This is a genomic window from Pseudomonas sp. WS 5071, assembly GCF_012985765.1.
In the GTDB taxonomy this organism is placed as follows: Bacteria; Pseudomonadota; Gammaproteobacteria; order Pseudomonadales; family Pseudomonadaceae; genus Aquipseudomonas; species Aquipseudomonas lundensis_A.
Genome location: NZ_JAAQWY010000020.1, coordinates 70,505 through 94,917, shown reverse-complemented (window position 1 = coordinate 94,917; position 24,413 = coordinate 70,505). Strand labels below are relative to the sequence as shown.

General features: G+C 56.2%; 25 protein-coding genes and 1 pseudogene. 9 read left to right on the top strand and 17 right to left on the bottom strand.

Annotated features, from left to right (window positions below; translation table 11 throughout):
• The coding region (locus tag HBN61_RS13925; protein ID WP_524539063.1) for a transposase at nucleotides 1-188 on the bottom strand (188 nt) is incomplete at its 3' end.
• Between the two features lie 76 nt (nucleotides 189-264).
• Here HBN61_RS13925 and HBN61_RS22990 point away from each other — a divergent pair.
• Nucleotides 265-1,005 (top strand): annotated as a pseudogene (locus HBN61_RS22990) (cache domain-containing protein); the annotation flags it as partial.
• A gap of 18 nt (nucleotides 1,006-1,023) precedes the next feature.
• Nucleotides 1,024-1,863: a methyl-accepting chemotaxis protein gene (locus tag HBN61_RS22985; RefSeq protein ID WP_432760259.1), complete on the top strand. Its 840-nt coding sequence runs from the start codon at nucleotides 1,024-1,026 to the stop codon at nucleotides 1,861-1,863.
• A 31-nt stretch (nucleotides 1,864-1,894) separates the two neighbouring features.
• On the opposite strand, the gene HBN61_RS13915 is transcribed toward HBN61_RS22985, so the two are convergent.
• Together HBN61_RS13915 and purU are read right to left on the bottom strand one after the other, a co-directional pair.
• Nucleotides 1,895-2,068, bottom strand: a complete 174-nt coding sequence (locus HBN61_RS13915) for a hypothetical protein (RefSeq protein WP_170047002.1) — start codon at nucleotides 2,066-2,068, stop codon at nucleotides 1,895-1,897.
• Nucleotides 2,069-2,181: 113 nt separating this feature from the next.
• Nucleotides 2,182-3,030 carry a formyltetrahydrofolate deformylase gene (gene purU, locus HBN61_RS13910; protein WP_094994950.1) on the bottom strand — a complete coding sequence of 283 codons (849 nt, stop codon included), beginning with the start codon at nucleotides 3,028-3,030 and terminating at the stop codon, nucleotides 2,182-2,184.
• Nucleotides 3,031-3,377: 347 nt separating this feature from the next.
• Here purU and mvaT point away from each other — a divergent pair, with 347 nt between their 5' ends.
• A complete protein-coding gene (gene mvaT / locus HBN61_RS13905) occupies nucleotides 3,378-3,755 on the top strand; it encodes a histone-like nucleoid-structuring protein MvaT (RefSeq protein ID WP_047276768.1) in 378 nt (125 codons plus the stop codon).
• Nucleotides 3,756-3,829: 74 nt separating this feature from the next.
• Here mvaT and sbcB read toward each other — a convergent pair whose 3' ends face one another.
• The 3 genes from sbcB to HBN61_RS13890 form a co-directional block, all read right to left on the bottom strand.
• The gene (gene sbcB / locus HBN61_RS13900; protein WP_170047001.1) at nucleotides 3,830-5,281 is read right to left on the bottom strand and encodes an exodeoxyribonuclease I; all 1,452 of its coding nucleotides are present in this window, start codon (nucleotides 5,279-5,281) and stop codon (nucleotides 3,830-3,832) included.
• 73 nt (nucleotides 5,282-5,354) lie between these two features.
• Entirely contained in the window at nucleotides 5,355-5,714 is a 360-nt protein-coding gene (locus HBN61_RS13895) for a PilZ domain-containing protein (protein WP_170047000.1), read from the bottom strand.
• Nucleotides 5,715-5,921: 207 nt separating this feature from the next.
• A complete protein-coding gene (locus tag HBN61_RS13890) occupies nucleotides 5,922-6,296 on the bottom strand; it encodes a tetratricopeptide repeat protein (RefSeq protein ID WP_094993870.1) in 375 nt (124 codons plus the stop codon).
• 160 nt (nucleotides 6,297-6,456) lie between these two features.
• Here HBN61_RS13890 and pyk point away from each other — a divergent pair, with 160 nt between their 5' ends.
• Nucleotides 6,457-7,908, top strand: a complete 1,452-nt coding sequence (pyk, locus tag HBN61_RS13885; RefSeq protein WP_094993869.1) for a pyruvate kinase — start codon at nucleotides 6,457-6,459, stop codon at nucleotides 7,906-7,908.
• Between the two features lie 57 nt (nucleotides 7,909-7,965).
• Here pyk and HBN61_RS13880 read toward each other — a convergent pair whose 3' ends face one another.
• Both HBN61_RS13880 and HBN61_RS13875 read right to left on the bottom strand, forming a co-directional pair.
• Nucleotides 7,966-8,721 carry an enoyl-CoA hydratase-related protein gene (locus HBN61_RS13880; protein WP_170046999.1) on the bottom strand — a complete coding sequence of 252 codons (756 nt, stop codon included), beginning with the start codon at nucleotides 8,719-8,721 and terminating at the stop codon, nucleotides 7,966-7,968.
• A gap of 30 nt (nucleotides 8,722-8,751) precedes the next feature.
• Nucleotides 8,752-9,690, bottom strand: coding sequence for an iron-sulfur-binding ferredoxin reductase (locus HBN61_RS13875; protein WP_170046998.1), 939 nt, complete (start codon nucleotides 9,688-9,690; stop codon nucleotides 8,752-8,754).
• A gap of 313 nt (nucleotides 9,691-10,003) precedes the next feature.
• Between HBN61_RS13875 and HBN61_RS13870 the strand changes: the two genes are divergently transcribed.
• Nucleotides 10,004-11,527 (top strand): fumarate hydratase, encoded by a 1,524-nt coding sequence (locus tag HBN61_RS13870; RefSeq protein ID WP_094993866.1) that lies wholly within the window; start codon nucleotides 10,004-10,006, stop codon nucleotides 11,525-11,527.
• Between the two features lie 82 nt (nucleotides 11,528-11,609).
• Here the strand turns inward: HBN61_RS13870 and yiaY are convergent, their stop codons facing one another.
• Nucleotides 11,610-12,758, bottom strand: coding sequence for an L-threonine dehydrogenase (gene yiaY / locus HBN61_RS13865; protein ID WP_170046997.1), 1,149 nt, complete (start codon nucleotides 12,756-12,758; stop codon nucleotides 11,610-11,612).
• Between the two features lie 147 nt (nucleotides 12,759-12,905).
• Here yiaY and HBN61_RS13860 point away from each other — a divergent pair, with 147 nt between their 5' ends.
• Nucleotides 12,906-13,931, top strand: a complete 1,026-nt coding sequence (locus tag HBN61_RS13860) for a DUF4917 family protein (RefSeq protein WP_169965232.1) — start codon at nucleotides 12,906-12,908, stop codon at nucleotides 13,929-13,931.
• An 81-nt stretch (nucleotides 13,932-14,012) separates the two neighbouring features.
• Here the strand turns inward: HBN61_RS13860 and HBN61_RS13855 are convergent, their stop codons facing one another.
• Complete coding sequence (locus tag HBN61_RS13855) at nucleotides 14,013-14,345, bottom strand: YegP family protein (RefSeq protein ID WP_170046996.1); 333 nt, start codon at nucleotides 14,343-14,345, stop codon at nucleotides 14,013-14,015.
• Nucleotides 14,346-14,518: 173 nt separating this feature from the next.
• On the opposite strand from HBN61_RS13855, the gene HBN61_RS13850 reads away from it, so the two are divergent.
• The 3 genes from HBN61_RS13850 to HBN61_RS13840 all read left to right on the top strand — a co-directional run bounded on the left by HBN61_RS13850 (nucleotide 14,519) and on the right by HBN61_RS13840 (nucleotide 18,678).
• Complete coding sequence (locus tag HBN61_RS13850; RefSeq protein ID WP_169965234.1) at nucleotides 14,519-15,058, top strand: RNA polymerase sigma factor; 540 nt, start codon at nucleotides 14,519-14,521, stop codon at nucleotides 15,056-15,058.
• Complete coding sequence (locus HBN61_RS13845; RefSeq protein ID WP_170046995.1) at nucleotides 15,055-16,005, top strand: FecR family protein; 951 nt, start codon at nucleotides 15,055-15,057, stop codon at nucleotides 16,003-16,005. The genes HBN61_RS13850 and HBN61_RS13845 overlap by 4 nt, the downstream gene beginning before the upstream one ends.
• Before the next feature lie 120 nt (nucleotides 16,006-16,125).
• A complete protein-coding gene (locus tag HBN61_RS13840; protein WP_170046994.1) occupies nucleotides 16,126-18,678 on the top strand; it encodes a TonB-dependent receptor in 2,553 nt (850 codons plus the stop codon).
• Between the two features lie 61 nt (nucleotides 18,679-18,739).
• Here the strand turns inward: HBN61_RS13840 and HBN61_RS13835 are convergent, their stop codons facing one another.
• The 7 genes from HBN61_RS13835 to HBN61_RS13805 form a co-directional block, all read right to left on the bottom strand.
• The gene (locus tag HBN61_RS13835) at nucleotides 18,740-19,063 is read right to left on the bottom strand and encodes a ribbon-helix-helix domain-containing protein (protein ID WP_170046993.1); all 324 of its coding nucleotides are present in this window, start codon (nucleotides 19,061-19,063) and stop codon (nucleotides 18,740-18,742) included.
• 14 nt (nucleotides 19,064-19,077) lie between these two features.
• Nucleotides 19,078-19,659, bottom strand: a complete 582-nt coding sequence (locus HBN61_RS13830) for a DJ-1/PfpI family protein (protein WP_094993859.1) — start codon at nucleotides 19,657-19,659, stop codon at nucleotides 19,078-19,080.
• 146 nt (nucleotides 19,660-19,805) lie between these two features.
• Entirely contained in the window at nucleotides 19,806-21,023 is a 1,218-nt protein-coding gene (locus HBN61_RS13825; RefSeq protein WP_170046992.1) for a class I SAM-dependent methyltransferase, read from the bottom strand.
• A 305-nt stretch (nucleotides 21,024-21,328) separates the two neighbouring features.
• Entirely contained in the window at nucleotides 21,329-22,144 is an 816-nt protein-coding gene (locus tag HBN61_RS13820; protein ID WP_170046991.1) for a hypothetical protein, read from the bottom strand.
• 3 nt (nucleotides 22,145-22,147) lie between these two features.
• On the bottom strand, nucleotides 22,148-22,702 hold the full coding sequence (locus HBN61_RS13815) for a 2OG-Fe(II) oxygenase (protein WP_262498775.1): 555 nt from the start codon (nucleotides 22,700-22,702) through the stop codon (nucleotides 22,148-22,150).
• 21 nt (nucleotides 22,703-22,723) lie between these two features.
• Nucleotides 22,724-23,266, bottom strand: coding sequence for a hypothetical protein (locus HBN61_RS13810; RefSeq protein WP_170046990.1), 543 nt, complete (start codon nucleotides 23,264-23,266; stop codon nucleotides 22,724-22,726).
• A gap of 527 nt (nucleotides 23,267-23,793) precedes the next feature.
• Nucleotides 23,794-24,408 (bottom strand): TPM domain-containing protein, encoded by a 615-nt coding sequence (locus HBN61_RS13805; RefSeq protein WP_094993854.1) that lies wholly within the window; start codon nucleotides 24,406-24,408, stop codon nucleotides 23,794-23,796.
• Nucleotides 24,409-24,413: the final 5 nt, after the last annotated feature.

The following is a 24,413-nucleotide window of genomic DNA, read 5'->3' as shown; positions in this document are numbered from 1 at the left end:
TGGATGCGCAGCATGGTTTCCAGAGGATAGGGTTTTCTACCGCCGCCGGCCTTGGGGTAGAACGGTTCGATCAGCTCCAGCAGGCCTGCCCAGGGCACCACCTGATCCATTTCGGCGAGGAAGCGCTCTCGGCGGGTTTGCTTGCGCTTGCCGGCGTACTCAAAGTCGGAAAAGCTCATCTGGCTCATGGGCGGCTCGGATCAGGTGTTGCGGGGATTCTCGCATAACTGAAGGCTTGTTCGGAGATTCCTTAGCAGCTCATTTATGGCGGTCTACTTCGGTGACACCCAAGGTGCATTCACCATCCGCCCCGATAGCAAAATGCCGGATGGCTTCGATCCGCGCAGCAGGCCTTGGTACAAGGATGCACTGAACAGCAATGCCGCCAGCCTGACCGAACCCTATATTGATGCGGTCACCGGGCAGATGATCATTTCCATTGGGACCGCCGTAAAAAAAGGTGGGCAAACCCTCGGAGTCGTCGGCACTGACCTGACACTCAAAACCATCACTGACACGATCAATGCCCTGGATTTTGGCGGCATGGGTTACGCCTTCCTGATCAGCGCAGACGGCAAGATCCTGGTTCACCCGGATAACACTCTGGTCACCAAGAACCTGAAAGATATCTACCCTCAAAACACGCCTCCCATCAGCACGCTCATCAGCGAAGTCAAGCTCGACGGCAAAGAACGCATCGTGACGTTTGCTCCGGTCAAAGGCTTGGGGTCGGTCAACTGGTACGTCGGCCTGTCGATTGATAAAGAGCAGGCCTATACCATGCTCAGCACCTTCCGCACGTCGGCAGTCATTGCCACGCTGATCGCGGTGATCTCGATCATAGCCCTGCTCGGCTTGCTGATTCGTCTACTGATGCAGCCGCTGCACGTCATGACCCGCGCCATGCAAAACATCGCGGAAGGTGAAGGCGACCTGACCCGCCGCCTGGTAGTCGAATCCAAAGACGAATTCGGCACATTGGGGAGCGCGTTCAACCAGTTTGTGGAGCGTATTCATACTTCCATGACGGAAGTGGCCTCGGCCACCGAACACGTCAATGAAGTCGCCTTGCGTGTCGTCAGTGCATCCAATTCGTCCATGGTTAACTCTGACGAACAAGCCAGCCGCACCAACAGCGTGGCCGCAGCGATCAACGAGCTGGGCGCCGCAGCGCAAGAAATCGCGCGCAATGCGGCACAAGCCTCGCATCAAGCCAGCGATGCACGCGGCCTGGCCGAAGAAGGCCAGCAAGTGGTGGAGCGCAGCATCGGCTCGATGCAGCAACTGTCGCAGATGCTCAGCACGTCCAGCAGCCACATTGAGTCACTGAATGACAAGACCGTGAACATCGGTCAGATCCTGGAGGTCATCACCAGCATTTCCCAGCAAACCAACCTCCTGGCTTTGAACGCCGCGATTGAAGCAGCACGTGCCGGGGAAGCAGGACGTGGCTTTGCGGTGGTGGCAGATGAAGTCCGCAATCTGGCGCACCGCACCCAGGAATCAGCGCAACAAGTGCAAAAGATGATTGAGGAATTGCAGGTCAGCGCCCGCGACTCGGTCAACACCATGGAAGAGAGCCAGCGTCACAGCAAAGACAGCGTTGAGATCGCTAACAGTGCAGGTGCGCGCCTGACCAGCGTTACGGAACGTATTGGGGAAATTGACGGCATGAACCAGTCGGTCGCCACTGCCACCGAGGAACAGACCTCGGTTGTGGAATCGATCAACATGGACATTACTGAAATCAACACCCTCAATCAGGAAGGCGTTGAAAACTTGCAGGCAACATTGCGCGCCTGTTCCGACCTTGAGCAACAAGCCGCTCGTCTCAAACAACTGGTCGGCAGCTTCCGCATATAAATGAACGCATGATCTGTGGCCGCCTGAGCGGCTACAGATCAGGTTCTGCTTCAGCCTCTTGCTGTAAGTGATCCCACAGCCTGGCAGCGTCAGGAAACTCCGTTCCGTCTTCGGGGCTCAGTGCGTCCGGATCGTAACGACTCAAACACCCCTCACCCACTGTAGCCGGTGCGCTGGACGTGGCCTTGTCGAGTGGATCGGTCATGGCACCTCCCCCTGTTCGGAACCCGAGATTGCGTTTTCATTGACGAACAACGCGAAGCTGCAATCGACGATCGACAGCGCGTTATTCATCAATGAGCACACAGAGACGCTTGCTTAAAAGACCACCGTCTTGTTGCCGTGCACCAGCACGCGATCTTCCAGGTGATAACGCAGGCCACGGGCCAGCACCATCTTCTCGACATCACGGCCGAAACGCACCATGTCTTCGATACTGTCACTGTGACTTACACGTACCACGTCCTGCTCGATGATCGGACCTGCATCGAGTTCTTCGGTCACGTAGTGGCACGTCGCGCCAATCAGTTTTACGCCGCGCAGCGAAGCCTGGTGGTAAGGCTTGGCGCCAACGAAGGAAGGCAGGAAGCTGTGGTGAATGTTGATGACCTGACCTGCGTATTCTTTGCACAGGTCCGGCGGCAGGATTTGCATGTAGCGCGCCAGGACCACTACTTCAGCATCGTGCTGCTTGACCAGACGCGAGACTTCAGTGAACGCAGGCTCTTTATCCTTGGGATCAACCGGCACGTGGTAATACGGAATGCCGTGCCACTCCACCATGCTGCGCAAGTCATCATGGTTGGAGATCACACACGCGATCTCGCAATCCAGCTCATCGCTGTGCCAGCGGTGCAGCAGGTCCGCCAGGCAGTGCGACTCGCGGCTGGCCATCAGCACAACGCGCTTCTTTTGCGCCGTGTCAGTAATGCGCCACACCATCGAAAATTCTTCAGCGATAGGAGCAAATGCCTCGCGAAACGCCTCGATGCCGAATGGCAGCGAATCCGCACGGATTTCGTGACGCATAAAGAACCAACCGCTCTGGTCGTCCGAGTGGTGGCTCGCTTCAGTGATCCAGCCATTGTGTGAGGCCAGAAAATTACTGACCTTGGCGACAATGCCGACGCCATCGGGGCACGCAATCACCAGTCGAAAAGTGCGCATGTAGGGCAAACTCCAAAAACTTTACTAAGGCCGCCATTCTAGCGAGTGCGCAGCAAAACGACAGTATTCGTTGAGACTGATTACCCACGCCCCGGGCCTCGCTGCCAGAGGTCCGCCTCAACAGTACCGCGGCCTGCATCGCGTTTATTGCAACCTGAATTCGCCTAATTAATCGTTTTAATAGGGTTGATAGCGACGCCTCTATTTAATAGCGCTTATTCAAAACAGCGAAGTTAATGAATAAAAATTTAACTAAATCTGCGCAGACAGGTTTACTTGATCAAAGTGTCTGACTATTATTGCCGCACTGTGTCCCTGTTAACCCTTTTCAACATAAGGTTATCCTCATGTCCCTGATCAACGAATACCGCGCAACCGAAGAAGCCATCAAAGAGCTGCAAGCTCGCCTGAAGAATCTGTCGGAAGACGACAAACTTCAAACTGAGCTGGAATTTGAAGGCAAACTGCGCACGCTGATGGGCGAATACCAAAAATCGCTACGCGATATTATTGCGCTGCTGGACCCAGAGTCCAAAGTAAGCAAAACACCACGCGGTGTTGTGAAAACTACCGGCACCAAACGTGCCCGCAAGGTTAAACAATACAAAAACCCGCACAACGGCGAAGTGATTGAAACCAAAGGTGGCAACCACAAAACACTGAAAGAGTGGAAAGCCAAGTGGGGCGGTGACGTGGTTGAAGGCTGGGCAACTTTGCTCGACTAAGTAATACCCGCACGCAGCTTATTTGCGATGCTCAAAAAAACGCCAGCTTGCTGGCGTTTTTTTATTGACGCCCGTTACTCCTCTCTTCCCGGTTCGCCCTCCACAAACACGCGACGACTTAAACCTTCTGCATACCGGCGCCACTCATTCAACAACGTCAATTGCGCGGGCGTAGCGCTGCGCGACAGCTCTGCAACGCTGTGCTGGAAAGCAGCCAGGGTCAGCGGTGCGCCCATCTGCGGATCGGTCAATCGTTGCTGGCAGAAGACGCGCCAGCGTTCGCGCTCTTGCTCATTCAACGTATGAGCAAAGTTTCGCGCCCGGTACCGGAACAATAATTCAGGCAAGCGTTCATCATCAAAAGGCCAGGTATCTTTAGCCAATGCCTCAGGGTCACTGAGTCTTACTTGTTCACACAGGCGACGGTCACGGTCACCGATAAAGCCATCATATAACTGCTGCTCCGGATCCGCGCTCGGCACGAAGTCTTCACGGGCATAAATAGCCGTTAATTTATCCCGCCATAGTTCTTGCGCCTCGATAAGTGTTTGCGCCCGTTCCTGGCATTGGCCAACGTCCAATTGCAAACGCTCTTGATCCTGTGCGCGCACTACATTCATCGGCGCCACCACCGGACAACGATTAACGTGTATTAGCTTGAGCGGCACCGGTAATTGCCCGTCGGGCAAATCTTCTCGATGTGTATAGAGCTGTGCGCGGAGTGACTCAGCATCCAGTTCCAATAATGGCCGCGGATCAAAGTGCAAATCGCAGACAATCAGTGCATTGCGATTTTTCGGATGCCACGCCAACGGCAGTACCACCCCCAAATAATGACGCGCCGCCGAAAACCGTCCTGAAATATGCACCATCGGCTCTAACAGCCGAACCTGATCAAGCACACGTTGTTTCGTGCGCAACTGGAAAAGCCAGTCATATAACTTAGGTTGTTTGTCGCGAATCAATCGGGCCAGGGCAATCGTTGCGCGCACATCCGACAACGCATCATGGGCCTGACCGTGATCAATGCCATTAGCCGCGGCCAGACGCTCTAGCTTAAGAGTGACGCGCCCCTCCTCTTCAGGCCACACAATCCCTTCAGGGCGCAAGGCATAGGCAGTGCGCACCACATCGATCAAGTCCCAGCGACTGTTACCCCCCTGCCATTCACGGGCGTAAGGATCGAAGAAGTTGCGATACAGACTGTAGCGCGTCACCTCGTCGTCAAATCGCAAGGTGTTGTAGCCTGCGCCGCAGGTGCCGGGCAAGGACAGGTGCGCATGGGTACGCGTCATGAACTCGGCTTCGACCAGCCCCCGATCTTCCAGGCGACTGGGCGTAATGCCGGTGATCAAACAGGCCATGGGGTGCGCAAGGATGTCGTCGCTTGGCAGGCAGTACAGATTGAGCGGCTCGTCAATCTCGTTCAATTCAAGGTCAGTGCGAATGCCGGCGACTTGTACTGGCCGGTCACAACGCGGATTGATGCCGGTGGTTTCGTAGTCGTACCAGAAGATAGTGGTCACGGGGTGTTCCTGAACAGTAGACCCTGCAAGTCTAGGCGTTCAGCCCCGAGCAAGACCAGCCCGGATCTCGGCCTCAGGCAGACGCTGGCAAGGGATAGAAGCTGAAATACTGACGCAGGGCCGTGATCAGGGCTGTGTACTCGGAAGGCGGCTGGTAGAGGATGAAGCCAGCGTCGTAGTAATGCGGCGTGACATCTTCATGGCACCACAGGCAGCGTGCGGTCAGGTCGACCACCTGCACACGACCGTCAGCGTCGGGCAGCTTGAGTCGCAGCTCAAAATTGGCGTCGACCAATAACGGGAGCTGGCTGATGAGCATCAGCCCCTCTTCGCAGACATTACCCAAATACCCCAGGGGCTTGTCCGTGAATCGATTGAACACATTCAAGAAATACGGCAGTTGATGACGCTCGATACGGCGATCAGTAAACATGCTGAATATCACTTTGAAAGGCCATTAAGCATGACCGCGCTAGTACCTGGACTTCCCGCACTGCACGACCCACGGGAACTGGAATGACCACTGAAGTGGCTCGCTAAGGCTTTTGGCTCTCACGGTGAAACTGTGCAGACACACAACTGTCACTTCGCGTATCGCACAGCAATATTAGTAAAAGCAAGGCAAATGGCCAGCTCGGTGTTAAATTTTTGCCGGGATGGCCTGTGTAGTGGCATTCCCGGGAATGAACTTGAGGATGCGCAACGTTTCAATACGCGCCTTTGCCCGATACGCCCACTCGCTCTGCGGGAACTCCTTGATGATCCATTCGTAGGTCTGGGCGGCATCCAGGTAAAACTTCGTACGTTCCAGGCACAAGCCACGCAGCATGGCCGTTTGAGGCCATATATAAGGACGGCTACGGCTGTCGCGATCAACCTCCGACAACTCCAGCATGACCGCCTCGCAATTGCCCCGGTCGTAGGCACGATAGGCATTGTTCAAATGATGATTCATTGACCAGCGGGTGCAACCGACCACACTGGTGGCCAACAGTACAACGAGCAAAATTCGCATGGGTATCTCCTGTTCTCGGCAGGGTATCGACCCGGCGAGCGAATTCTTCAACCAATGACCGTATGCACCACAACTTAAGTCGAAAGTAGTGCAGAGGAACAATGACTACAACTTGAGACCATAGTAGCCTTTGGCAGCGCTTGAACTCAGGAGTCTTTGCATGTCCGTTCGTCGAACCAAAATCGTTGCCACCCTTGGCCCTGCCAGTAACTCACCGGAAATGCTGGAGCAGCTGATCCTGGCTGGCCTGGACGTTGCCCGTCTGAACTTTTCCCACGGCACGCCCGATGAGCACAAGGCCCGCGCCAAGCTGGTACGTGACATCGCCGCCAAGCATGGCCGCTTCGTTGCCCTGCTGGGTGACCTGCAAGGCCCGAAAATTCGTATCGCCAAATTCGCCAACAAACGCATCGAACTGAAGATCGGTGATCGTTTCACGTTCTCCACCAGCCACCCGCTGACGGAAGGCACTCAAGAAATCGTCGGCATCGACTACCCGGATCTGGTCAAGGATTGCGGCGTGGGCGACGAACTGCTGCTCGACGATGGCCGCGTGGTCATGCGTGTCGACACCGCCACCGATGACGCCCTGCACTGCACCGTGCTGATCGGCGGCCCGCTTTCTGACCATAAAGGCATCAACCGTCGCGGTGGCGGCCTGACAGCTCCGGCGCTGACCGAAAAAGACAAGGCAGACATCAAGCTCGCAGCCGAGATGCAGGTCGACTACCTGGCCGTTTCGTTCCCGCGTGATGCGGCCGACATGGAATACGCCCGTCAACTGCGCGACGAAGCAGGCGGTACTGCCTGGCTGGTGGCCAAGATCGAACGGGCCGAAGCCGTGGCTGACGACGAAACCCTCGACGGCCTGATCAAGGCCAGCGACGCGGTAATGGTTGCCCGTGGCGACCTGGGCGTCGAGATCGGTGACGCCGAGCTGGTAGGCATCCAGAAGAAAATCATTCTGCACGCACGCCGCCACAACAAGGCTGTGATTGTTGCGACCCAGATGATGGAGTCGATGATTCAGAACCCGATGCCAACCCGTGCTGAAGTGTCCGACGTGGCCAACGCCGTGCTCGACTACACCGACGCCGTGATGCTCTCGGCTGAAAGTGCTGCCGGCGCCTACCCACTGGAAGCCGTGCAAGCCATGGCGCGCATTTGTGTCGGCGCTGAAAAGCACCCGACCAGCAAGACCTCCAGCCACCGCATCGGTAAAACCTTCGAAAGCTGTGACCAGAGCATCGCACTGGCGGCCATGTACACCGCTAACCACTTCCCGGGCGTCAAGGCGATCATCGCCCTGACCGAGAGTGGTTACACGCCACTGATCATGTCGCGTATCCGCTCGTCGGTGCCGATCTACGCGTTCTCCCCGCACCGCGAAACCCAGGCCCGTGCTGCCATGTTCCGTGGCGTCTACACCGTACCGTTCGACCCGGCATCGTTGCCGCCAGAACAGGTCAGCCAGGCTGCCATTGACGAGCTGCTCAAGCGCGGCGTTGTCGAGAAAGGCGACTGGGTCATCCTGACCAAAGGCGACAGCTACCACACCATCGGTGGCACCAACGGCATGAAGATCCTGCATGTCGGCGACAAAATGGTTTAAGCCTTAACCGGCCCGAACCCGAAGCCCCGCCCGAGCAATCCGGCGGGGCTTTTTGCATCAGGGAGCGGTTTTGTTGATAAATCCGGATAACGCCGCCAACGCCTCAGGCGAATTCAAGCGTTGAATAAACAGCCAGCTTTCTTCTTCAATCACCCGCTGCAACTGCTCACGCCCCGGAGCCCTGATTAGCCGCTTGCTGTCCTGCACCGCCGCCGGGGCCAGCGCCGCCAGACGATGTGCCGCCGCATGAGCTTCGCGCAGCACCGCCTCCCCGTCTTCCAGTGCCGCATTGGCCAACCCCCAGGACGTCGCCTGCTCACCACTGAATCCCTCACCCAACAACAACAGCCGGGCGGCCCTCACCTGCCCCAGTCGTTGCGGCAACAGCAGGCTCGAACCGAATTCCGGGCTCAGGCCCAAGTTGACAAACGGCATGCGCAGGCGGGCATCGCCGGTCACATACACCAGGTCGCAATGCAGCAACAGCGTGGTGCCAATGCCCACCGCAGCGCCAGCGACCGCTGCCACCACCGGCTTACGACAGGCCAGCAGGCTGCGCATGAAACCAAACACCGGGCTGGACATGTCCACGGGTGGGACTTCAAGAAAGTCGACAATGTCATTACCGCTGGTGAAACACTGCGCGCTGCCGCACAACACGATGGCATGCACTGATGCATCTGCATCCGCCTGTTGCAGTGCGGTGGCCAAGCAACTGTACATGTCGCGGGTCAGGGCGTTTTTCTTCTCGGGGCGGTTCAGGCGCAAGGTCAACACCGCACCGTCACGTTCAATAACAATGGCTTGAGTCATGGGCACGCTCAACGTGTGGAAAGACAGCGCTCAACCCCGACTTAAAAAAGCATCCGCCAGCAGTTGATTGCGCGACAACCCTGCCAGGAACAACCGTTTGGTAAACGCCTCCACCGTGTCAGGGTGCCCACAGACTAGGGCACGCGTCTGACGTGAAACAAGGCGCATCCGGACTAGAAAATCCGCCAATTCATCTTTCTGTACGTACTCGACCAGCAGTTGAGGATGCACTTGCGCCAATTGATCCAATTCGGCCTTAAGGTAATGCCCGGCCTCATCACGGGCCACATGCACCACGCGAATCGGCCCGTGGTGGGCGTGGCGCAAGGCTTCACGTAATACGCCGTATAACGGGCCCAGCCCGCTACCCGCCGCCAGTAACCACAGCGACAGCTCCTGCCAGTCCGGGTCGTAATGCAGCGCGCCGCCGCGCAACTCGCCCAACCGCAAGGCATCCCCCACCTTGAACTGACACGCTGCGCTGATAAAGGCAGCGGGCCGGGTGCAATCGAGATGAAACTCAAGAAACGGGTCTTCTCCCGGCAAACTGGCCAATGAGTAAGGCCGCGCCACCCCGTCGGCTGTCCACAGCACCAAATGCTGCCCGGCGCGATAGCGCAGCGGGCGCTCGGGCACGAGCCGAAGCCGCAACAGCGTCGGACTTAACCAGTCAAGCGCTGCCACTGTGGCTGGCACGCCATCGCGCATCGGATCAAACGCTTCAACCTGCAAATCCCCAACCACCTGACACTGACAAGCCAGACGCCAGCCTTGTTCGCGCTGAGTGCGGGTCAAGGCATCCGGCTTCAAGTCCAGCGGCTCGCCCTGCACGCAACGCACCAGACACGCATGGCAACTGCCCGCGCGGCAACTGTAGGGCACGCGCACCCCGGCCTGATTCAGGCTGTCGAGCAAATTGCTGCCGACGGTAACTGGCCAGCACTGATCGGCGACGTGTAACTCGGGCACTTCGGGGCTCCTGTGGGCAATTAGTCTTATAGACGCTACCGGGTTGTGAAGGCCGCGCGGCCCCCTATGCCCGCAAACCCGCGCAATTGATAGGAAATGCAGGCTCCGCAGGCCCTTATCGCAGTCTTGGGCAGCGACTACAAGTTTTGCCTGCTCAGGTGTATCAAAGAGAGGGCCGGGTTATACTGCCGCGCCTTTTTTGTGCCGGTCATGCGTGCCCGGTGCATCCCTGCAAAGATGTTTACGACAGACCGAAGCACCCAGGTCGCAAACACCTTATTGAATGTTCCCGTCTTATAGAGGAGCGCGACCCATGACCGTGATCAAGCAAGACGACCTGATTCAGAGCGTTGCTGACGCCCTGCAATTCATTTCCTACTACCACCCCGTGGACTTCATCCAGGCCATGCACGAGGCTTACCTGCGCGAAGAATCGCCAGCGGCCCGTGACTCGATGGCACAAATCCTGATCAATTCGCGCATGTGTGCCACCGGCCACCGCCCGATCTGCCAGGACACCGGCATCGTCACCGTGTTCGTACGCGTGGGCATGGACGTGCGCTGGGATGGCGCCACCATGGGCCTGGACGACATGATCAACGAAGGCGTGCGTCGCGCTTACAACCTGCCGGAAAACGTCCTGCGTGCTTCGATCCTGGCCGACCCGGCCGGTGCCCGCCGCAACACCAAGGACAACACCCCTGCGGTCATCCACTACTCCATCGTCCCGGGCAATACCGTGGAAGTGGACGTAGCGGCCAAAGGCGGCGGTTCCGAGAACAAGTCGAAAATGGCCATGCTCAACCCGTCCGACTCGATCGTAGACTGGGTACTCAAAACCGTTCCGACCATGGGCGCTGGCTGGTGCCCACCGGGCATGCTGGGCATCGGCATCGGCGGCACGGCTGAAAAAGCGGCCGTCATGGCCAAAGAAGTGTTGATGGAATCCATCGACATTCACGAGCTGATCAAGCGCGGCCCGTCCAACCGTATCGAAGAGATGCGTCTGGAGCTGTTCGAAAAGGTCAACCAATTGGGCATCGGCGCTCAAGGCCTTGGCGGCCTGACCACCGTGCTCGACGTAAAAATCATGGACTACCCGACCCACGCCGCTTCGCTGCCGGTGTGCATGATCCCGAACTGTGCTGCCACCCGTCACGCCCACTTCGTGCTGGACGGCTCCGGCCCTGCAGCGCTGGAAGCGCCACCTCTGGACGCCTACCCGGAAATCGTCTGGGAAGCTGGCCCGTCGGCCCGTCGCGTCAATCTCGACACCCTGACCCCGGAAGACGTGCAGAGCTGGAAGCCGGGCGAAACCGTCCTGCTGAACGGCAAAATGCTCACCGGTCGTGACGCTGCGCACAAGCGCATGGTTGAAATGCTGAACAAGGGTGAAACCTTGCCGGTCGACCTCAAGGGACGCTTCATCTACTACGTGGGCCCGGTTGATCCAGTGGGCGACGAAGTGGTGGGTCCAGCGGGTCCGACCACCGCAACGCGGATGGACAAGTTCACACGCCAGATCCTCGACCAGACCGGCCTGCTGGGCATGATCGGCAAATCCGAGCGTGGCCCGACCGCCATTGAAGCGATCAAAGAACACAAAGCCGTGTACCTGATGGCGGTAGGCGGCGCGGCTTACCTGGTTGCCCAGGCAATCAAGAAGTCACGCGTGGTTGCCTTTGCCGAACTGGGCATGGAAGCGATCTACGAGTTCGACGTGAAAGACATGCCAGTGACCGTGGCTGTCGACAGTAAAGGCGAGTCGGTGCACATCACTGGCCCGGCGATCTGGCAAAAGAAAATCAGTGAAAGCCTCGCGGTAGAAGTGCAGTAAGCACTTTTAAGTCAGGCACAAAAACGGCCGGGTTAAACCGGCCGTTTTTTTATGCGCGAGATTTGAAAGCCTCTGGCCTGACTCAAAACGCGTTTCGAAAGATCTCTTCAATCTGCGCCTGATCTGCCTTGCGCGGGTTGGTCAGACCACAGGCATCTTTCAATGCGTTGGTCGCCAGAATCGGGATGTCATCCAGCTTGGCGCCCAAGTCCCGCAGACCTGCCGGGATCTCGACATCCTTGGCCAGCGTACGTATCGCCGCAATCGCCGCCTGAGCACCCTCTTCCGGGCTCAAACCGCGGATATCCGCGCCCAGCGCATGGGCCACGTCAGTCAGGCGCGAGGCGCACACACTGGCATTGAAGGTCTGCACGTGGGGCAACAGCACCGCGTTACAGACACCATGGGGCAAGTCATAGAAACCGCCCAATTGGTGAGCCATCGCATGCACAAACCCAAGCGAGGCGTTGTTGAACGCCATGCCAGCCAGAAATTGTGCGTAGGCCATGTTCTCGCGCGCGGTCAGGTCTTTGCCGTTTTGTACCGCCTGACGCAGGTTGTGGCTGATCAGTTCCATTGCTTTGATCGCACAGGCATCGGTAATCGGGTTGGCCGCTGTGGACACATACGCCTCAATGGCATGGGTCAACGCATCCATGCCAGTGGCTGCGGTCAGGCCTTTAGGCATGGCCACCATCAACGCCGGGTCATTGACCGACAGCAGCGGCGTCACGTTGCGGTCGACGATGGCCATTTTTACGTGACGCTCTTCATCGGTAATGATGCAAAAACGCGTCATCTCACTGGCCGTGCCCGCGGTGGTGTTGATGGCCACCAGTGGCAATTGCGGCTTGGCCGAGCGGTCTACGCCTTCGTAATCACGAATATGCCCGCCATTGGTGGCGCACAGCGCAATGCCCTTGGCGCAGTCGTGGGGAGAACCGCCGCCCAGCGACAGTACGAAATCACATTTATGCTGCTTGAGCACGGCCAGACCGGCTTCCACATTGGCGATGCTCGGGTTGGGTTTGGCGCCGTCGAACACCACCGAATTGATGTCCTGCGCGGCCAGTTTTTCGGCAATCATGGCCGCCACGCCTGCCTTGGCCAGCCCGGCGTCGGTCACGATCAACGCGTTGCGAAACCCATAGTTGCGAATGGCAGTCATGGCTTCATCCAGACAACCGTTGCCCATGATGTTCACGGCCGGGATAAAAAAGGTACTGGTCATGGCGAGTCCTCTTTGCGGGCGCACCCGCGACGCTGATGAAGTCAATGAGCATAGCTTCAACTCATCTGCGCATCAGGATGTTGATCTGGCTCAATACTGGGTCGTGATAAAGTCCTGCACCGCCCACGCTTTGAGATGACCGACGCCATGACCCCCTTCCAGGAATTTGATGCCGAACTAGAAGACTGGAACGCTTTACGCACCAGCACCCCGTGCAGCGGTTTGTTGCTCGGCAATGGCGCCAGCATGGCTGTGTGGCATGACTTTTATTACGACTCGCTGTTTGAAAAGACCAAAAGCGTGGCCGAAAAGCCCCTGAGCCAGACGGAACTCAGCGTGTTCGATGCTTTGAACACGCGCAATTTTGAGCACGTCCTCAGCGCCCTGAAAACTGCGAGCAAGGTCAACAAGGCGCTGGCTATCAGCTCGGCATCACCGCGCAAACGTTACTACGCCATCAAAGAAGCCCTGATCAACAGCACTCAGGATGTCCACATCCCCTGGCGCTTGATGCCCGCCGCCACGCTGGCGTGCTGGCAGGAAGAACTGGCCCGATACAGCACGGTGTATTGCTCCAACTATGACTTGCTGGCGCCTTGGGCCGTGATGCAGGCACCCAAGCATTTCAACGATTTATTCCAGGCAGCGGGCGCCACCTTTGACCTGGCGCTGGGCGCGGCCAAAGGCAAAGCCACCCGTGTGCTGTACCTGCACGGAGCGTTGCACCTGGTGAAAAATCAGGAAGGCAAGGCGCGCAAATCCGTGGGTGATGAAGCAGCGCTGCTCAGCAACTTCGCCATTAATCATTCCATCAGCGCACTGGATGACGTGCCGCTGTTTGTCAGCGAAGGCACCAGCGACGACAAGCGCAAGTCCATCCGGCATTCGGATTACTTGTCGTTTTGCCATGAACAGTTAATGGCTCACAAAGACACGCTCTGCATCTTCGGCCATAGCCTGGGTGAGCAGGATCAACACCTGATTGACGCCCTGCGCCTGGCGCCGTTGAAAACCCTCTGCATCTCGATTTACCCGCGCAGCGAGGCCTTCATCCGCTTTCAGAAAAACCATTACACGCAGCTATTTGCAGAGAAAAAGGCGTCATTACGCTTCTTTAACGCTAAAACCCACCCGCTGGGTGACACCCGCCACTCGGTGCCAGTCGAACGCTAAGGCCTTCCCCCTCATGCCCGCCCGCTGACCAAGCGTCGTCAGCGCGCGGGCAAGCCGGCTTGAGCCTTGAACGGCCCCGGCTCAAAGCTTCTCTTTGATCACCGTGGTGGGCCCGTTTTTTTTCACACTGGCAATGCCCTTCTCCCGCGCCGCTTCGGTGTTGTATTGCTCACTGGTGCCGATGATCTGGTGGTTCGCGGCCTTCAGGTTGAAATACGGCTTGCCGTCTTTCGCCACTTTCCTGTCGTAACGCTCATCCAGCGGGCTGTTGACCTGAACCGAAGCAATGCCCTTTTTCGCCGCCTCGTGCGTGGTGTATTGCTCACTCACCAAAATGGTTTCGGCATTCGCTGCTTTCAATACGAATCGGAACTGCCCACTGCTGGTCTTGCTCAATTCATACCAACCCGACATAGCGTTTCTCCTGGAAGCTGATCGTGATTTCCACATTCAGTAAAGCGCTCACCCAGTAATTAGCCATTTATCCGTAGGAAAAAGCGAAAAATCAACGTCCATAGAGACAAACGACAATAATTCTCGATACCATTCGCAACTTATTGTGCATCGCTGAGTCCACAAGGATTTTCATGTCTCGCTTAAAACCCGACCCCGCGTTGGCCGAATCCTTTCGCGAGTTCTATACGCAGATTCTGCATTTCCTGCGTAAACGCACCGACAACGCCAGCGATGCAGCTGACATGACGCAAGACGTTTTCACCCAATGGCTGGGCTATCAGGACCGGGCCAAGGTGCAGCAACCCCGGGCATTTTTATTTCAGATGGCGCGCAACCTGCTGCGCGATCACTGGCGACGCCAGCAGGTTCGCCAATCCGTTCATCCGGATCAAGGCGAGCGTGAAGACGAACCTTTAAGCGATGAGAGGGATGATCCCATGCTGGCCGCACAACGCCTGCAACGGCTTGAACAGCTCAAGACCGTGCTCGCAGAGCTCTCGCCTCGGCGCCGTGAAGCCCTTATGCTGCACCGCTTTGAAGGGTTGAGTCAGGCGCAGATCGCGCAACGCATGGGAATTTCGGTCAGCATGGTGGAAAAGCACATTGCCTTTGCGTTGTTGCACTGCAAGCAACATTTACACCGGGACAGCGGCAAGGAGCAGCCAGAATGAGGCCTATTCAATCGGACGACTACGGCAGCATTGAGGCTGAAGCCGCCAGCTGGTTTACCCGTAATCGCAATCGACCCGATGAACAGACCCGTGCGCAATTTGACGCCTGGCGCGCCGATCCGGCGCATGCCCGGGCATATGCCGAATTTGAATCCCTGTGGGCAGACCTGGGCGAACTGCACCACCTGAACACACCACAGCCGCGCCCGCACACACCTGTGATCAAACGTCGCTCGACGGTTGCGCTGGCCACTGCAGCCGCCGTGTTGTGCGCCGTGCTGGCATTGAATATCGGCACCCCTGTCGTGCTGCACCAGCAACACATCACGACCCACGCCCAAGGCGCAAAAACCCTGACGCTGCCCGATGGCAGCACCCTGTACGTGAACGCCAATACACAACTGCGCATCAACTTCAGTGCGCATCAACGCGACCTTTTTCTGGAGCACGGCCAGCTCTACATCGAAGCGGCGGCCAATAAAGACCAGCCACTGGTGGTGCACGCTGGCGATGCACGGGTCCGCGTGGTGGGCACCGGCTTCGATGTGCGCCGCAGCCCTCGCCAACTGGTGGTCAGCGTCGCCCACGGCCAAGTGGCATTCACGCCTGACGGCACGCACTCTGCCTTGCTCGGCGCCGACCAGCGTGCCACGTACGACTTCGCGCATCAGGCGTTGACGGAGCAGACCCTGACTGCTGGCGAGGTCGCCGATTGGCGCAGCGGGCATTTGGCCTTTCGCAATCGTGCGTTGGCCAGCCTGATCGACGAATTGGACCTCTATCAGCCTGACGTCATCGAACTGGCTAACGGCCCGCTCGGGCACTACAAAGTGTCCGGCAACCTCGATGTCACGGATCCGTTGGCGCTGGTCAAGGCCTTGCCTGCCTTGATTCCGGTAAAAACCGTGTGGCTGGACAACGGAAAAGTCCGCATCGAACCCCGCTAAAAAAACATATGCGAATATTTTGCATTCGCATATGTGGATTTTTATTCGCCCCGCGTCTTCCTTCGGTCTGCGTTACCAACGCATGTCTTTTTGGCCTTTGTTGCCGCACGGGGGGATTTCATGTTTCGCGCACCACATCACGTCTCACAACTCTGCACACGCCCGATTCTGCTGGCCGCTTGCATGGCGTTCAGCCTGCACGCCCACGCCGAATCGATCCAGCTGCACTTGCCTGCGCAGTCGCTGGCGAGCTCCTTGAGTGCCGTGGCCCAACAAGCCGGGATCACGTTGCTGTTTGACGAAGAACTGTTGCGCAACATCAAGGCCCCGGCACTGAGTGGCGATTACAGCGCCCAAGACGCTATCACTCAATTGCTGCGCGGAACCGACTTCAGCCTGATCCAGGTCGACCGCACCTACGTCGTGCGCCCCAAGGAAGAAGGCAACACCACCAGCAACAGCTTGCAACTGGGCGCACTGAGCGTGATCGGCAATGGCAATGAGGTGGACTCCAGCAGTGTCGGCAAATCCACCATGGATCAGGCCGAAATCAATCGCTACCAGTCCAACAACATTCCCAGCCTGTTATCGAAGTTACCGGGCATCAACCTCGGCGGATCGCTCAAGCCTGGCGGTCAGACCATCAACATTTGGGGGTTTGGTGAAGCCGAAGACGTGCCAATGACCGTCGACGGCGCGACTAAAAGCGGTTTTGAGCGTTACAAGCAAGGCACGATTTTCATCGAGCCGGAGCTGATCAAAAGCATTGAGGTGGAAAAAGGCCCACACGATGTCCGAACCGGCAACGGCGGCTTCGGCGGTGTGGTGCACATGGAAACCAAAGACGCGCCCGACCTGCTGGAAGACGGCAAAAATGCGGGTGCAATGCTCAAATACGGTTACAGCAGCAACGACCATCAGCAGGTGTACACCGGCGCAGCCTATGGCCGCAGCGAAGACGGGCGCGCCGATGCGCTGGTGTATTACACCAAACGCGACGGCGGCGACATGAAGTTGGCCGGCCACATGCCCAATCCAGACAACGTCTACCCGGTCAACCCCAAACGCCTGCCCAACACCGCGCAAGACATGGATGCGCAGTTGCTCAAACTGAATCTGCACCTCAACGACGAACACAGCGTCGGCCTGTCGTACTCGCGCTCCAACAACTACCTGTGGGTGCCGTTCTCAGCGGTCAGCTACCCGGCCCCGCCGAACAAAGACACCATCAACAAAATTGGCTATGACGCGGCCACGCGCAAGTACTTGTCGAACCGCTCGACCGTCGACACCACCTGGTCGGGTAAATACGCCTACCAGCCTTTGGACAACCCGTTGATTGATCTGGAAGTGAAGTTCTCTCACTCCAACACCGAGCAAATCGACGAGCGCGGCCTGAATGCTTACGTACAGCCCACCACGGGCGGTCGCAAAATGGAAACCGGCTACACCGATAACATGCTGCAACTGACCAACATCAGCCTCTTCCCGACCGGGCCGTTGGACCATGTGTTCACCACCGGGCTGCAATTTCGCAAGCACCAGCGTGAAGTCGACATGTGGATGCCGGGCAAAACCTACGATGTGCCCAAATACAACTACGGCCATTACCAACCGGCGTTCATGCCCAAAGGCAAAGTCGACACCAATAGCTTCTATATTCAGGACGCAATCACGCTGGGCGATTTCACCCTGACCCCTTCGTTGCGTTACGACCATGTGCGCAACCGTGGCGAAGAAAATGATGCGCCGTACTATAACCACCCGCAAATCGGTCACGATTACAGCGACCAAACCTACGTCGGTTGGTCGCCACGCCTGTCCGCATTCTGGAAAATCACCCCCAACACCGCGCTGTTTGCCGACTACAGCAAAACCTGGCGGGCGCCCGTGATCGATGAGCAATACGAGGTGCAAGCCCTGGGCAACCGCACAGCCAGCGCTGTCAACCTCGACCCGGAACGCATGACGGGTTGGCGCGCCGGCAACATCACCACGTTTGATCGTATCTTTAGCAAAAACGACAAGGCCTTGATTCGCACCACCCTGTTCCGCAACAAGGTCGATGACGAGATTTTCAAGGCCACGGGTGTGGGCTGTGCCGCCCAACAAACAGTCGGCGGCATGGGTGATGAATGTGCGGGCCTGTTGCCGATGGCCAACTACCGCAACATCGGCAGCCTGACCATTAAGGGCTTCGAAGTCGAAAGTTTCTACGACTCCACTTACCTGTTCGGCTCACTGTCGTACTCGTGGATGACAGGTACCCACGAAGGCGCCTACACCAACCCTTGGGGCCCGAATGTCTGGGCGCGGGACATTCCCGCACCAAAATGGGTGGCCGTGCTCGGCGTGAAAATTCCTGACTGGGACGCGCGCATTGGCTGGCAGGGTGAGTTCGTGCGCAAAACCGACCGCTTGCCCAGCGACAAATATGCCGAGGGCCCTGCCAGCTCCGTGGGTGACACGTTCTACGACCACTACGCCAACGACGCATACAACGTACAAAGCGTATTTGCCAACTGGACGCCGCAGCAGCGCTACCTCAAAGGCACCGAAGTCAACTTCACCGTGGATAACCTGTTCAACACGAGCTACCGACCGATGCTCAGCGGCCTGAATGCCTACAGCCCCGGGCGCAACGCTAAAATCAGCGTGACACGCTTCTTCTAGCGCCGGAAACCCGCGGGCTTGGCCAGCATGCGCGTGCTCGCGAAGCGATCAATCCAACGCCTCAAACCGAGCGCAGGGAGGGCCTGGGCAGCAGGTGCTCACTGGCCTCAGGCACACCCGCCACCCGGCCCTGACTCAGGTAGCGGGTGCAACTGACCCGCAGGAACGAGGCGAAGTTAACCACTTCGCCCCGGTAATCCATCACCTCTTCGTAGAGCTTGGCCACCAGCTGATTGGTGGTCATGCCATCGGCTTCGGCAATTTCACTGAGGATGTCCCAGAACTGGTTCTCCAGACGCAATGTCGTGACCACGCCACAAATACGCAACGATCGCGAGCGCGACTCGTACAGAATCGGATCGGCTTTAACGTAAAGCTCACACATGGTCACGCCCTCCCTTACAACGTAATGGTTGTACCCAGCAGGCCCACAAACGCCGCCAGCCACGCCGGGTGCGCAGGCCATGCCGGCGCAGTCACCAAATTGCCCTGCACGTGGGCTTTGTTGACATCGATATCGATATACGTACCGCCCGCCAGTCGCACTTCTGGAGCGCACGCCGGGTAGGCGCTGCATTCACGGCCTTCAAGGATCCCGGCAGCCGCCAGCAATTGCGCGCCGTGGCACACCGCAGCAATTGGCTTACCGGCCTTGTCGAAGTCGCGCACCAGCTCCAGCACTTTTTCATTCAGGCGCAGGTATTCCGGGGCACGACCACCCGGCACCAACAGGGCGTCGTAGTCGCCAGCCTTAACCTTGTCGAAATCAAAGTTCAGGCCAAACAGATGACCAGGTTTTTCGCTGTAGGTCTGATCGCCCTCAAAGTCATGAATGGCGGTGCGCACCGTCTGCCCCGAGGTTTTGCCCGGACACACCGCATGCACGTGATGACCGAGCATCAACAGCGCCTGGAACGGCACCATCACTTCGTAGTCTTCTACGTAATCGCCAACCAGCACCAGAATTTTTTTTGCCGCCATGTCGTGTACTCCTGTGAGTGAGGACTGCTCCTGCAGGCGCTACCGGAGGCCGGCTGCAGGTCATTCGTTGGTTTTCGAAACCCCGTAAACCCCACCAGAGTAGCTACTGAGTGCCTACACGGGTAATAACCCGGTACTACACAAACTTACTTCAATAACCCATCGGCCTGGAGCAAGGTCTCCAGGCAGTGTTCCTGAATGTTGTAGAACGCCTTGAGTTCCTGAATCTTCACCAGCAGCTGTGCCGGGTCCACAGGCTCGGCGCGTTTGACCGCGAGGATCATCTTGTTCTTGTTGGTGTGCTCCAGCGAGATGAACTCAAACACCTTGGTTTCATACCCGCAGGCTTCGAGAAACAACGCCCGCAGGCTGTCTGTCACCATCTCGGCCTGCTGGCCCAGGTGCAGGCCATATTGCAGCATCGGCTTGAGCAGCGCGGGGCTCTGGATTTGCAAGCGGATCTGCTTATGGCAGCACGGCGAACACATGATGATCGCGGCCCCCGAACGGATGCCCATGTGAATTGCGTAGTCGGTGGCGATGTCGCAGGCATGCAGCGCAATCATCACGTCAATCGGCGTCGGCGCAAAACTGCGCACATCGCCATGCTGAAAGCTCAAGCCCGGATGCTCCAGACGCTGCGCTGCGTTGTTGCACAGCGTAACCATGTCTTCACGCAACTCGACGCCAGTGACCACGCCTTCGGCGTGCAAGCTGTGGCGCAGATAATCGTGAATGGCAAACGTCAGGTAACCCTTGCCCGAACCGAAATCCACCACCTTGACCGGTTGATCGAGGGTGAGCGGCGAACTGCTCAGCGCGTGGGAAAACACCTCAATGAACTTGTTGATCTGTTTCCACTTGCGCGACATGGCCGGGATCAATTCCTGCTGCTTATTGGTCACGCCCAAATCCGCGAGAAAAGGCCGTGTCAGGTCCAAAAAGCGATGCTTCTCGCGATTGTGGCCTGCCGAAGGCACTTCGCGGTCCTGTTGGCTTTTGCCCATGAACAGCGAGCTTTTACCTTTTTTGCTGTACTCCAGCTGCACTTCATCGGTCAGGGTCAGCAAGTGCGCATTTTTAAACGCGTCCGGCAACAACCCGGCAAGGGCCGACACCGCCTCATCAAGCGGGAAATTCTTGGTGATATCGCGGGTTTTGTAGCGGTACACAAACGACAGGCAAGGCTGCTCCTTGACCGTGACGTGCTTGATGATGACCCGCTGCAGCTCAGGCTCAGGCCCGACGTACTTGGCCAGCACCAGCTTGATAAACGAGTTTTGAGCCAGGCTGGTTTCCAGCAGGTTCAAAAATTGCGCACGATGATCCGGCGCAGACGCGGCGGTGGTAGCAGTCACTGACATTGAAAAAAGCGCCTCGGGGGATGCAGGAGGGGAATACAGGAAAGGAATGGCGACCATTTTAGGCGTGTTGGCGCCTGAGGGCACGGGGTTATTTTTGGTGCGGAAAAATAGAGGAAGAAAGTCCGCGCGCCATGCCTACTCGACGCTTAGCAGTCATGCAAAAAGCGATATGTAACTTTCATGAAAAACACAATGAAAATGCCGGCCGGCACAGTGTTTCACTTAAGCAAGCACTACGAATGGCGGAGGCTAAGCCTATGGTTATCTAGTTGAATTATCGACATCCTATCTACGAACCGGACCGACTACATATAACCGTCACTAGTACCTGTGCAGCAGCCATACTGATCTCCCGCATCATATGTCTCACCGTTAACAATAATACTGATACCCACATTTGCCACGTCATGTGGGGGCGGAGTAATAACAGGGCCGAACGGAGCCGGGGCACCACCGTATACAGCTCCACCAGCACCAGCACCAGCACCAGCACCAATATCGGAAACTACGAGCGGAAAGGGTAGTAGCTCGTCTGTATCTGATAGCCAGTGACAGGAGAGCATCGTATTGGCATACGCCATCCTAATCGTGTTTCGATCAACAATCTTCATGTCTGGCGCACACATATAACCAAGATAATTATCTGAAGGGTTATTTCTAAAGAAATATTCAGCAGCAACTACTATCTCATTAAACGTATTTGATCTATATATCGACAGCAAACCTGCTCCCACACTCACAATTGCAGCGCCTCCAACGAGCCAAACACCTGCCCCTGCTAAAAACGCTAAAGTCCCAATCACACCAACAACATTACCGACCAAACTGTACACATCTCCCGCATCAATCTCACGACCTTCCCTTACATCTATTCCGAGTTTTAGAAATGTAATGGTACCCGCAACAATATTAGCGGGCATACTGATAATTGGAACATAGGGACCAGCCAGTTTCGTCACAGATGTGACAGTGGCTATGACCGCCCCTGTTTGTGCTGTCTGGCTCACCAACACCATCCCCTGATTATTCGTCACGAACTGATCAGAAATTGCAGTTGCACCAGAAGCAACGGTAACACCATCATTTATCACACCAATAATGACTTCCGCCTTTCCTCCCATTGCCTACTCCTTAATTATTGTTTTAAACGCAAGCGTCATCCTAACCTGATCACACTTTACCGATGGTGATCGTGCGGCATGGGGAATTCTTCCATCAAAAATCACCGCCCTTCTTGACTTCGGCAATATGGCCTTAATGACATTTTCTTTAGCATCATCATAAAACACTAACTCACCGCCCCAAGAGGTCGGCCAATACTCATTACAAAACACAACAAGGGTTAATCCAGGATTAACTTTATTATCTCTATGAATGATTGTGTCTTGACCAAAGGTTTGACCGTTCGCATACACCCCTAACAGGGTTGCTTTAAAGGTATGCAAGTTCAAAAATCGCTCCCAGACCCCGCTCAAAAAACGCCAGGGTTGATTGCCTTTTAATTCTTCAAGACTAGATCCCCCTTGGGGACGAGCTTTGCCTGCAATAAAAACATGCCAACAGGGTCTTACAAACGGTAACGCCTCATAATTAGGCCAATTGTATCTCCACACTGCTCCCTTCAACTGAGCATTGATCTCTACCTCCTCAGCTTCCGTCAAAAAAATCATCAACAACATAAATACAACCATCAACGGCTTCTATTTCCATCCATCCTCCCTCCTGTAGAAAAATCCATTCCACACTTCACGCACTAAAAAATACAGACAACACATAACGGACAGACCAAACCCAATAACCGCAACATGATACCCACGATTAATATACCGACGCCCCCACTCAATCTGCTGTCGGCCGACCAACAACTTAAACTCTTCGTCATACACCCCCCAAACAAAGGGGTTGTTACTGTCAGCATCTAAAGCCACCCAGATACCCTCCCCCGTGCGCACGTCCATACGCTCAGCATCTCTATGCATTATTTCCAGCCTGTACTTGTACACTCCCTCATCTGAATTCACGTTGAAATACAAATCAACTTGCCCCCTACTAACAACTAAAGGCTGAGTAACCTGCGCACTTCGCAATGCTAGTCGTTTGGGTACAGGCGGAATATCCACTATCCTGTTCCACGTAAAAATAACGACACCCATCAGCGCCAAACCTAACAAAAAGAAGGCAACCAATTCAGCAGGCTTTGAAACATACCCCTTAGGTGGCATATAAAAAGAAAATTTCTTCATTCCACCCCCTCACCAAAATTACTTTAAACTAACGCACCGCAGCAACAGCCCTAAAACTATAGGGAATCATGCACATTCAATCCCCTGCCGATAGATCGCCACTGACCACCGCCAGCCGCATACGATTTTCCACGCCATTCTTAAACAGTAGTGATGACACATGATCTCTTACCGTAAAATCACTAATACACAGTCTCAGCACAATTTCCTTATTAATATAACCTCACACCAGCAAACCCAGAACTTCTTTTCCCCTACAGGTGAGCTGCACATCCATAGCTCAACTCCAATCCATACATATAAAACCCACCCTTCACCCACAAACAAACGAGCACAACCTATCCACAAACTCGAAAAATGACAACAAGAAAAGCCACACAAAAACAAAATCCGACAACAACAGCAAAGACACTGCAAGTTCAAAGAACAAACTTACAAAAAAACACGAAGCACATTACGCAAACTTAATACGCAAGACTGAAAACTCTTACAAGATTTAAGACTTGCGACACGTCGCTTTCAACACACTACAACACCACCAACCGATTCGGCAGTTGGTTACGCGGCTGTGTTTTCGGGATGTGTTTTGCCAGCAGTTCAGCGCTGGCGTCGATGCAGGCAATAAAGCCTTCGGCGGTATGGCCCAGCCCCACGCGACGCGTGAAATCGCTGACGATGGTGCCCCAGTCACTGTTGTCCAAATGCCGCGATATGCCTTCATCCACCAAAATTTCGACGTAACGCTCGGCCTCGCTGACAAAAATCAGCACCCCGGTGCGGCCTTCGGTGTGGTGCAGTTTTTGTTCAAGAAACTGGCGACGCGCCAGGTTACTTGCGCGCCAATGGCGCACACGGGGCGGGATCAAACGTGTGGTGATGGCCGGGATACGAAAGAGCAGGCTCAAGAACACGAACGTGGCCCATTGCAGCATCAACAGGGAATAGGTCTGCAGGCCGCTTATAAAGAAGTGCGCCAATGCAGGCACCAGCAGCGCAATCAGACTCGCCCACAACAGGGGGATGTAACTGTAGTCATCTGCGCGCGGTGCCAGAACGGTGACGATTTCGGCGTCAGTGCGTTGTTCGGCACGGGTAACGGCTTCTTCGACCTGCCGCTGTTGCGCTTGCGTGAGTAAAGCCATGGTTT

Bases quoted from the DNA above. Each gene is read 5' to 3' on its own strand.
- HBN61_RS22985 (WP_432760259.1), top strand. From the start codon at position 1,024: ATGACGGAAGTGGCCTCGGCCACCGAACACGTCAATGAAGTCGCCTTG.
- HBN61_RS13915 (WP_170047002.1), bottom strand. From the start codon at position 2,068: ATGACCGATCCACTCGACAAGGCCACGTCCAGCGCACCGGCTACAGTG.
- purU (WP_094994950.1), bottom strand. From the start codon at position 3,030: ATGCGCACTTTTCGACTGGTGATTGCGTGCCCCGATGGCGTCGGCATT.
- mvaT (WP_047276768.1), top strand. From the start codon at position 3,378: ATGTCCCTGATCAACGAATACCGCGCAACCGAAGAAGCCATCAAAGAG.
- HBN61_RS13895 (WP_170047000.1), bottom strand. From the start codon at position 5,714: ATGTTTACTGATCGCCGTATCGAGCGTCATCAACTGCCGTATTTCTTG.
- HBN61_RS13890 (WP_094993870.1), bottom strand. From the start codon at position 6,296: ATGCGAATTTTGCTCGTTGTACTGTTGGCCACCAGTGTGGTCGGTTGC.
- pyk (WP_094993869.1), top strand. From the start codon at position 6,457: ATGTCCGTTCGTCGAACCAAAATCGTTGCCACCCTTGGCCCTGCCAGT.
- HBN61_RS13880 (WP_170046999.1), bottom strand. From the start codon at position 8,721: ATGACTCAAGCCATTGTTATTGAACGTGACGGTGCGGTGTTGACCTTG.
- HBN61_RS13870 (WP_094993866.1), top strand. From the start codon at position 10,004: ATGACCGTGATCAAGCAAGACGACCTGATTCAGAGCGTTGCTGACGCC.
- yiaY (WP_170046997.1), bottom strand. From the start codon at position 12,758: ATGACCAGTACCTTTTTTATCCCGGCCGTGAACATCATGGGCAACGGT.
- HBN61_RS13860 (WP_169965232.1), top strand. From the start codon at position 12,906: ATGACCCCCTTCCAGGAATTTGATGCCGAACTAGAAGACTGGAACGCT.
- HBN61_RS13855 (WP_170046996.1), bottom strand. From the start codon at position 14,345: ATGTCGGGTTGGTATGAATTGAGCAAGACCAGCAGTGGGCAGTTCCGA.
- HBN61_RS13850 (WP_169965234.1), top strand. From the start codon at position 14,519: ATGTCTCGCTTAAAACCCGACCCCGCGTTGGCCGAATCCTTTCGCGAG.
- HBN61_RS13845 (WP_170046995.1), top strand. From the start codon at position 15,055: ATGAGGCCTATTCAATCGGACGACTACGGCAGCATTGAGGCTGAAGCC.
- HBN61_RS13840 (WP_170046994.1), top strand. From the start codon at position 16,126: ATGTTTCGCGCACCACATCACGTCTCACAACTCTGCACACGCCCGATT.
- HBN61_RS13835 (WP_170046993.1), bottom strand. From the start codon at position 19,063: ATGTGTGAGCTTTACGTTAAAGCCGATCCGATTCTGTACGAGTCGCGC.
- HBN61_RS13830 (WP_094993859.1), bottom strand. From the start codon at position 19,659: ATGGCGGCAAAAAAAATTCTGGTGCTGGTTGGCGATTACGTAGAAGAC.
- HBN61_RS13825 (WP_170046992.1), bottom strand. From the start codon at position 21,023: ATGTCAGTGACTGCTACCACCGCCGCGTCTGCGCCGGATCATCGTGCG.
- HBN61_RS13820 (WP_170046991.1), bottom strand. From the start codon at position 22,144: ATGGGAGGAAAGGCGGAAGTCATTATTGGTGTGATAAATGATGGTGTT.
- HBN61_RS13815 (WP_262498775.1), bottom strand. From the start codon at position 22,702: ATGTTGTTGATGATTTTTTTGACGGAAGCTGAGGAGGTAGAGATCAAT.
- HBN61_RS13810 (WP_170046990.1), bottom strand. From the start codon at position 23,266: ATGAAGAAATTTTCTTTTTATATGCCACCTAAGGGGTATGTTTCAAAG.
- HBN61_RS13805 (WP_094993854.1), bottom strand. From the start codon at position 24,408: ATGGCTTTACTCACGCAAGCGCAACAGCGGCAGGTCGAAGAAGCCGTT.